This is a genomic window from Variovorax sp. WDL1, from assembly GCF_001541225.1.
Taxonomy (GTDB): Bacteria; Pseudomonadota; Gammaproteobacteria; order Burkholderiales; family Burkholderiaceae_C; genus Variovorax.
The window spans coordinates 52,113-58,203 of record NZ_LMTS01000193.1; the positions used below are offsets into that span (position 1 = coordinate 52,113).

The 6,091-nt window shown below is 64.6% G+C and carries 8 protein-coding genes, 1 tRNA gene and 1 pseudogene; all 10 read right to left on the reverse strand.

From position 1 onward, the window contains the following. Positions 1 to 64 (reverse strand): annotated as a pseudogene (locus tag APY03_RS44495) (helix-turn-helix domain-containing protein); the annotation flags it as partial. After that, positions 48 to 431 carry a type II toxin-antitoxin system RelE/ParE family toxin gene (locus tag APY03_RS25835; RefSeq protein WP_028240169.1) on the reverse strand — a complete coding sequence of 128 codons (384 nt, stop codon included), beginning with the start codon at positions 429 to 431 and terminating at the stop codon, positions 48 to 50. The gene APY03_RS25835 and the pseudogene APY03_RS44495, both read right to left, overlap by 17 nt. Before the next feature lie 13 nt (positions 432 to 444). Further along, on the reverse strand, positions 445 to 744 hold the full coding sequence (locus APY03_RS41800) for a hypothetical protein (protein ID WP_033045758.1): 300 nt from the start codon (positions 742 to 744) through the stop codon (positions 445 to 447). Further along, positions 741 to 1,940: a tyrosine-type recombinase/integrase gene (locus tag APY03_RS25840; RefSeq protein ID WP_028240170.1), complete on the reverse strand. Its 1,200-nt coding sequence runs from the start codon at positions 1,938 to 1,940 to the stop codon at positions 741 to 743. The genes APY03_RS41800 and APY03_RS25840 overlap by 4 nt, the downstream gene beginning before the upstream one ends. Before the next feature lie 230 nt (positions 1,941 to 2,170). Then, a complete protein-coding gene (locus tag APY03_RS25845; RefSeq protein ID WP_068681383.1) occupies positions 2,171 to 2,824 on the reverse strand; it encodes a 50S ribosomal protein L25/general stress protein Ctc in 654 nt (217 codons plus the stop codon). A gap of 99 nt (positions 2,825 to 2,923) precedes the next feature. Further along, a complete protein-coding gene (locus tag APY03_RS25850) occupies positions 2,924 to 3,898 on the reverse strand; it encodes a ribose-phosphate pyrophosphokinase (protein WP_068681385.1) in 975 nt (324 codons plus the stop codon). A gap of 68 nt (positions 3,899 to 3,966) precedes the next feature. Further along, positions 3,967 to 4,043: transfer RNA gene (locus APY03_RS25855), tRNA-Gln, on the reverse strand. A 68-nt stretch (positions 4,044 to 4,111) separates the two neighbouring features. Beyond that, the gene (ispE, locus tag APY03_RS25860; RefSeq protein WP_068681387.1) at positions 4,112 to 4,975 is read right to left on the reverse strand and encodes a 4-(cytidine 5'-diphospho)-2-C-methyl-D-erythritol kinase; all 864 of its coding nucleotides are present in this window, start codon (positions 4,973 to 4,975) and stop codon (positions 4,112 to 4,114) included. Continuing rightward, complete coding sequence (locus tag APY03_RS25865; RefSeq protein WP_068681389.1) at positions 4,972 to 5,466, reverse strand: lipoprotein insertase outer membrane protein LolB; 495 nt, start codon at positions 5,464 to 5,466, stop codon at positions 4,972 to 4,974. The genes ispE and APY03_RS25865 overlap by 4 nt, the downstream gene beginning before the upstream one ends. Beyond that, positions 5,463 to 6,091: tetratricopeptide repeat protein (locus tag APY03_RS44500; protein ID WP_232324411.1), on the reverse strand; the 629-nt coding region annotated here is incomplete at its 5' end. The genes APY03_RS44500 and APY03_RS25865, both read right to left, overlap by 4 nt.

Consider the following 6,091-nt stretch of genomic DNA (forward strand, 5'->3'; position numbering starts at 1 on the left):
TGATCGCACCCACTTCATGAAGCGTGGCCAGGTCGTCACGCAGGGATTCAATGATCTTGCTCACAATGCACCTCCAATAACACGCCCGACTGCAACGCCTTCGATAACGTTTCCCCGGACAGTTGCAAGAACGCTTTGCCGGCGAATTGCAGCGCCTTCTTCTCGTCCTGCGTGATGTTCGCCTTGTCGTTCTTCGGGAACCCATGCAGGAACACGTAGCGGCTGCCGATCCTGGCCGATACCAGTGTGCGGTAGCCGCCGCTTTTACCACCACCGGGGCGGGCCACCCGCTTCTTGTAGAGGGAGCCGCCCAAGTCCGCGTCGATCAGACCGCTTTCCATCTCCTGAACCGCCTTGCACAACGCGGCATCGGACAGCTTCTCGCCCGACTGCCAGCGTGCAAAGTCCTTGCGCTTGAGGATGACCGTCATTTCGACCTCCAAACTATACCCGAAACGGGCATACTTTTCCAGTCTCCGGTGTAGCACCTAGATAGAAGGGATGGCCCGCCCGATTGTCGTGACGCCGGCACGACAATCGGAGCCGACTGGACGGGATGCCGGCCACCGATCCGCGGGCATCCTTGACCGAAATCAGCAGCGCATAGGCCGACCACGGCAGCGTGAAGACCTTGGCCAGCTCGGCGAGGCCGAATTTCCCAGACACTGTCTCGGAAATTGCGGAACGGGGATAGTCGGCCGCCAAGGCAGCGGGGGGCGCCACCGAAAGCGTCCTCTTGCTCATGCCGTGGCCTCCGCAGGGCGCCGCGCGCCCGTGATGGCCTGCCGCCGACTCGCCACCAGTTCGGCAGCATCCCGCACCGGCTTGTCCTCGGTGTGGACGTAGTGCATGAACATCGCCACGGTCTTGTGGCCCGTCAGCTTCATGCCTACCTTGGTCGGCACTCCCGAATTGGCAATGTCGGTCGTGGAGCGGTGGCGGATGCCGTGCGTGCCGACGTGTGGGACGCCGGCTGCCTTGAGCACCCGGCACCATCCGCCATAGTGCTCGCCAAAGGTCAGGTGCTTGGTCGGGTCGTTGGGCGAAGGCAGGACGTAGGGGCAACCTTCTCGGCGCGGTGCCGTCGAGAACAGTCGATAGGCTTCCGCGCTCATGGGCTTGGAGAGGCCGCCGGTCTTGCTGTCGGGCCAGACCACGCGCCGGTTCTCCAGATCGACCCAATCCCATTCAAGCATGCAGATTTCGGAGCGGCGGCCGGCGAACTCGAATTGCAGGCGAATCGCCAGCGGGATGACGTAGTTCTCCAGTCCTTCCGCCTCCAGCTTCTCCAACTGGCGGAAGATCAGCGCCAGTTCGTCGTCCACGATGAGCCGGGTTTCCTCGCCGGGCGGGTACATCGGGACGTGGCGGCACGGGTTCGTGCCGTCCGGGCGGTAGCCCCACACTTCGGCCAGGTTGAACATCTTGCGCAGCACGCCGAAGGCGTTGTTCGCCTCGGCGGGCTTGTAGGCCAGTTTCTCCATCAGCCCGGCAATGTCGGGCCGCTTCACGTCCTGCACCTTCTTGCGGCCGATCAGCGGGACGATGCAGCGGTCGATGACGGCCTGATAGCCGCGCTGCGTGCTCGGCTTGTTGCGCTTCTTGGAGTAGTCCTCCATGAACTTCTTGCACAGCGCTTCGACCGTGGGCGCCTTGCGCGCCTCGGCCTTGGCGCCGCCGGGGTCGCCGCCTCGGCGAACCTCGGCCAGCCAGTCCTGCGCCATGACGCGGGCCTGCTCCACGGTCAGTTCCCCGAACAGGCCCAGCGAGGGCTTGCGGGGCTGCCCGGAGTTCGTGCGGTACTGGAGCATGAACACCCGACGGCCCTTCGGGGTAATCTTGCAGAGGAAACCCGGCACCACGGTATCCCGTAGTTCGATGTCCTTGGCCTGGGGTTGCGCCGACTCTACGGCGGTCTTGGTGAGCTTGATCTTCGCCATGATGACTCCTTGGAACGACCCGAATTCCAAGAGCCAGATAGGAGCGGCGCGAGGGAAAACCGGGTCAAGTTTCAGAAAGCACCGGCATATGATGGACGCGCGTAAGTCCTTGATAAACCTGCTTCATCGAGCTACGGCGCAGTCCAGCGAAGTACCGGGCTGGAGTCATCGTCAAACAAAAAAACGGCCCGCGCGAGGCGGGCCGTCGTGGCGAAGCAGGCGCGAGGCGATTACTTCTTCTTGGCGGGTGCTGCCTTGGCGTCCGTCTTTGCGGCCGCCGGTGCGCCTTCCGCGGCGCCTTCGGCCGGCGCGGCTTCCTCAGCCACCAGCGGCGGCACAGCCGACACCACCACGGGGTTGCCCTTGCCGTGGCTGATGTACTTCAGGCCCTTGGGCAGCTTGATGTCGCTGACGTGAAGCGTTGCATTCTTGGTCAGGCCGGCGAGGTCCACCTCGATGAATTCGGGCAGGTCAGCGGGCAGGCAGCTGACTTCGATCTCGGTCATCACGTGGTTCACGAGGTTGTGATCCAGCTTGACGGCGGAGGACTCTTCCTCGCCCTTGAAGTGCAACGGCACCTTCACGGTCATGCGCGTGCGGGCATCGACGCGCTGGAAGTCCACATGCTGCACCAGAGGGCGGAAGGGGTGGTACTGCACATCGCGCAGCAGCACCTTGCTGGTGGCGCCGGCCAGTTCCATCTCGAGGATGGACGAGTGGAATGCTTCCTTCTTGAGAGCGTGCCACAGCGCGTTGTGATCGAGCTCGATCAGCTGGGGCTGGCCTTCACCCCCGTAGACGATACCGGGCGTCTTGCCCGTGATGCGGAGACGGCGGCTCGCACCCGTGCCCTGCTTGGCGCGCTCGTAAGCGACGAATTTCATGACTGACTCCTGTGGAAGTCGACCGCGACCAGTGCGACTCCGGTTTCAAAAAGGGCGCCACGGAGGGCGCCCGGCTTCTTGCTCAGGCCCGGGGACACCTCAGAAGAGGTTCTCCTGGTCCGAGAACAAACTCATGACCGATTCGCCCTTGGCGATGCGCTGGATCGTTTCGGCGATCAGCGGCGCCACGGAGAGCTGGCGGATCTTGGCGCACCCGGTCGCGCCATCGTTCAGCGGGATCGTGTTGGTAACGACCACTTCGTCGAGTGCGCTGCCCTGGGCGATGCGCTCGATGGCCGGACCCGAGAAGATCGGGTGCGTGCAGTAGGCGTAGACCTTCTTGGCGCCGCGTTCCTTGAGCACTTCGGCCGCCTTCACCAGCGTGCCGGCGGTGTCGATCATGTCATCCATGATCACGCAGTTGCGGCCGTCGATCTCGCCGATCACGTGCATGACTTCGCTTACGTTTGCGCGAGGACGGCGCTTGTCGATGATGGCAAGGTCGCAATTGAGCTGCTTGGCCAGTGCGCGGGCGCGCACCACGCCGCCGACGTCGGGCGAGACCACGATCAGGTCTTCGTAGTTCTGCTGGCGCAAGTCGCCCAGCAGAACCGGCGAGGCGTAGATGTTGTCGACCGGGATGTCGAAAAAGCCCTGGATCTGGTCCGCGTGCAGGTCCATCGTCAGCACGCGGGCCACGCCGACCGTCTCGAGCAGATTGGCCACCACCTTCGCCGAGATCGGCACCCGGCTCGAGCGCGGACGGCGGTCCTGGCGCGCATAGCCGAAGTAGGGGATCACGGCACTGATGCGCTCGGCCGAGGCGCGCTTGAGCGCGTCGACCATGATGAGCAGCTCCATCAGGTTTTCGTTGGTCGGGGCGCAGGTCGACTGGACCACGAACACGTCGCGAGCGCGCACGTTCTGGTTGATCTCGACAGTGACTTCACCGTCGGAGAAGCGGCCGACGCGGGCGGCACCTAGGGAGGTGCCCAGGTTGTGCGCGATCTCGGCGGCAAGGCCCGGGTTGGCATTGCCGGTGAAAACCATGAAATCAGGATGGTGAACCTGCATGAGCGTCCCGGCAAAAAAGGAAATGGCCCGTTCGAGGGGCCGCCAATACTCTCGTGAACGTGAAGATTTGGCAGGGGAGAAAGGATTCGAACCTTTGCATGCTGGAATCAAAATCCAGTGCCTTAACCAGCTTGGCGACTCCCCTACACGGGTTGGCGGCCTGAGCCACCCACCGATATATGTCGCATCAGACCACAAAAGCGCTCTGATCTTCTAGACCGCCCACCCCGCCAGGGGATGGATGGCCAGATTGCTGCACTTGCGAAGCTGCCAGCCCGAAGGCGCGCCAGCCAGCTCCACGTCATGCGGCATTGCCGCAAATACCGAACTCCCTGAACCGGTCATGCGAGCCTCCAGTCCTTGGCTACCGAGCCACTCAATGGCCTCGGTGACCGCGGGACAGAGCCTCTCGGCGACCGGCTGCAGATCGTTGCGACCGAAGCCAAGACTCTTGATCTCGCCCTCGTTTCGCCCGGCATGTGCAGCAAAGCCAGAAATTATAGCAGCGGGCGTGGCGCGCTGAAGTTCCGGCGCGGCAAAAATAAGACGTGTGTCCAGGCCCTGCGCTGGCTTGACCACGACGAACCGCCCCGGGGGCAGTTCGATCGGCGTGATCTGTTCCCCGATGCCTTCGACCCAGGCGTTGCGCCCGCGCAGGAAGAAGGGCACATCGGCCCCGAGCGCCAGGCCGATCTGCTCGAGTTTCGACAACGGCAGATCCAGGCGCCAAAGGCGATTGAGCGCCAGCAGGCAGGTCGCCGCGTCCGAAGAGCCGCCTCCCATGCCAGCCTGCGCCGGCACCCGCTTGGAGATGCCGATGTGGGCGCCCTCCGTCGTTCCGGCAAAAGCCTGGAGCGCCTTGGCGGCGCGCAGCACCAGGTCATCTTCCGGCAGAGGCGTCGTGAGGTCCTCCCGCGTCAGGCGGGCGTCGCTGCGCTTCTCCACGTGCAGGGTGTCGCACCAGTCGATCAGCATGAACACCGACTGCAGCAGGTGGTAACCGTCCGAGCGCCGGCCGGTGATATGCAGGAATAGGTTGAGCTTGGCCGGCGCCGGAAGGTCGTAGAGCGCGTTCATGCGCGTTCGAAGACGATGCGCAGGTCCGCTCGCGGCTGCGGCGACTCGCGCGTGGCCTGCAGGCGGCCGGCGCGTATCTGGGACAGGTCCGGCCGCCAGCCGGGAACCCGGTCCTCGCGCCCAGACAGCCAGCCGAACAGCGCGCCCACCGGAATGACCGCGCCGGTCGCGGCCTCGATCAGCGCGTCTACCGAGTCGAAGCGCCGCGTGTCGCTGCCGTTCCTCAGCAGTGCCTCACCCGGGGACCAATGCAGTTGTGCCAGCGTGTTGCCGATCGGACTCGTGAGAACGAGCTCGCCGGCATGCGAGGCGCCGCGCAGCTCGAACAGGGCGGAGAAGGTCTGCACCGGCTCGCTGTCGACGCGCAGCGAAAGCCTGCCGCTCCAGGCCTGTCCGGCACCTGCGTCCTTCGGCGGGCCTCCGGGGCTGGCACAGCCTGCGGCCAGCAGCAGGCCGGCCCAACCAGCGCATAAGGCGAGACGGCGCTTCAAAGCTTCACGCGCAGACGCTTGAGCGTCTCCTGCAACGTCTCGTTCTCCGAATCCACCAGGAGGGCCTCCTTCCAGATCGATAAGGCGCGATCGCGCTGGCCCTTGACCCACAGCACTTCGCCGAGGTGCGCCCCGATCTCCGGGTCAGGCCGGCGCTTGTAGGAGGACTCGAGGATGCGCACGGCTTCGTCGGTGTTGCCGAGCCTGAACTCGACCCAGCCGAGGCTGTCGGCGATGAACGGGTCCTCGGGTGCGAGCTGCACTGCCTTCTTGATCAGCGTGCGCGCTTCCTCGAGGCGGATCTTGCGATCGGCCAGCGAGTAGCCGAGGGCGTTGTAGGCGTTCTGGTTGTCGGGCTTGAGCTCGATCAGGCGGCGCAGCAGGCGCTCCATCTCGTCAAGGCGGTTGAGCTTCTCTGCCACCATCGCCTTGTCGTAGATGAGGTCCGTGTCCCCGGGTTTGGCCGAGCTGGCCTGCGCCAGCATGTCGTAAGCAGCCTGGTACTGCTTGGCATCGCGCAGCAGTTGGACCTCGGCCATGAACTTCTGCTTCTTGTCGTCCTCGGTGCGCTCAGGCAGGGCGCGGACCAGCTCGCGAGCCTGCGGCAGCTTGCCCTGGCGGGCCA

What these genes read in the sequence shown, in the direction of transcription:
- ispE (WP_068681387.1), bottom strand. Translation starts at nt 4,975, where the DNA reads ATGAACGCGCTCTACGACCTTCCGGCGCCGGCCAAGCTCAACCTATTC.
- APY03_RS25850 (WP_068681385.1), bottom strand. Translation starts at nt 3,898, where the DNA reads ATGCAGGTTCACCATCCTGATTTCATGGTTTTCACCGGCAATGCCAAC.
- APY03_RS25840 (WP_028240170.1), bottom strand. Translation starts at nt 1,940, where the DNA reads ATGGCGAAGATCAAGCTCACCAAGACCGCCGTAGAGTCGGCGCAACCC.
- APY03_RS25835 (WP_028240169.1), bottom strand. Translation starts at nt 431, where the DNA reads ATGACGGTCATCCTCAAGCGCAAGGACTTTGCACGCTGGCAGTCGGGC.
- APY03_RS41800 (WP_033045758.1), bottom strand. Translation starts at nt 744, where the DNA reads ATGAGCAAGAGGACGCTTTCGGTGGCGCCCCCCGCTGCCTTGGCGGCC.
- APY03_RS25845 (WP_068681383.1), bottom strand. Translation starts at nt 2,824, where the DNA reads ATGAAATTCGTCGCTTACGAGCGCGCCAAGCAGGGCACGGGTGCGAGC.